Below are 1647 nucleotides of genomic sequence, written 5' to 3' on the forward strand. Positions count from 1 at the left end.
TAAAGACAACACGCTGGAGCTCAAGCGATTCGCCAACGGGCGAGGGTTAGAGATCCGGGGTGGTAAAGCGGCGGCAAACTACCGAGAAGCCTCTCCCGACTTCGGTATCTATGACGAGCTGGCCGCCTTCGATGCTGACATCGATCACGAAGGTTCGCCCACGTTCCTCGGTGACAAGCGGATGGAGGGCTCGACCCACCCCAAATCAATCCGTGGCTCTACCCCCAAGATCGCGGGGCAGTGCCAGATAGAGCGGGCGGCCAGCGAATCGCAGCACCTGATGCGTTATCACGTGAAGTGCCCACATTGCCATGCAGAGCAGTACCTCAAGTGGGGCGGCCCCGATGCCGAGTTCGGCATCAAGTGGGACGGTAACAACCACAACTCGGCGTTCTATCTGTGCGAGGCAAATGGCTGCGCCATTCGCCAGCATGAGATGGATTACGAGACGGTGGAACGCTGGATCTGCGAGCGCACCGGCATCTGGACGCGGGACTCCATCGACTGGTTCGACAGTGATGACCAACCGATCCCTCCTCCCGAGTCGGTGACCTTCCATATCTGGACGGCCTACAGCCCGCTGACGACATGGGTTCGGATTGTCTCTGACTTCCTCAAAGCGAAGGATGACCAGGGCAAGCTAAAGACATTCGTCAACACCACGCTGGGCGAGACCTGGGAAGAGGAGACCGGTGAGAAACTGGAGTGGGAGGCGCTTGCCGCCCGCCGCGAGGTATGGCCGCACCCCGTCCCTGATGGGGTGCTCTATATCACTGTCGGGGCTGATACCCAGGATGACCGTATCGAGTTCGAGATCACCGGCTGGGGCGTGGGGGAGGAGCAGTGGGTGATCGACTACCAGCGCCTGTACGGCAACCTCGGGCACACCGAGATCTGGGATCGACTGCACGAGCAGTTCTCGCGCCAGTTTATCAAGGCCAACGGTGAGGTGATGGATATCGGACTGGTGCTGATTGACTCGGGTGGTCACTACACCGATGAGGTCTATCAGTTCTGTCGCCGCAACCCGCGCAAATATATCCCTATCAAGGGGGCCTCGGTGATGGGCAAACCCATCATCACCTTCCCGCGCAAGAAGAACCGGCAGGGTGTTTACCTGTCGGAGGTCGGCACCGACACCGCCAAGGACGTGATCTACGCCCGCCTGGCCGATGTGCCTGCATCGCTATCCGGGCCGCTGCCTGGTTACCGGCACCACCCTGTCGCCGAGTGGGCAGATGAACACTATTTCAAGGGTCTGACCTGTGAGCGAAAGCGGCTGGAGTTTATCAAGGGCCGCCGCGTCTATCGCTGGGTTAACCCATCCGGCGCCCGCAACGAGCCCACTGACTGCGCGGGTTACTCACTGGCCGCCGTGCGCCTTGGCGTCCAGCACAAAGGCTGGCGCCTGGTCGCCCGGCATCAGCCAACCACTATCAACCACGCCGAGCCGGTATCCCGCCCGAAGCCAAGACCCACGGCAGCAGGCAACAGCTGGCTCGGCACAAACTCAGGAGGCTGGCTGTGAAGCTGAGCGATATCGACAGCATGATCGAGCTGTACCTGCAGGCCGAGCGCGATGTGCTGGCCGGCAAGCAGGTAACGTTCCAGGGCCGCACTGTGACCTCTGAAAACCTCAACGAGCTC

Annotated in this window: 1 protein-coding gene; it reads left to right on the top strand. The window is 61.0% G+C overall.

The window, feature by feature from the left end:
• Positions 1 to 1528: terminase gpA endonuclease subunit (locus J9889_RS22355; protein ID WP_210558244.1), on the top strand; the 1528-nt coding region annotated here is incomplete at its 5' end.
• Positions 1529 to 1647: the final 119 nt, after the last annotated feature.

The organism is Aeromonas sp. PrichA-15, assembly GCF_017939245.1.
GTDB classification, from domain to species: domain Bacteria; phylum Pseudomonadota; class Gammaproteobacteria; order Enterobacterales; family Aeromonadaceae; genus Aeromonas; species Aeromonas caviae.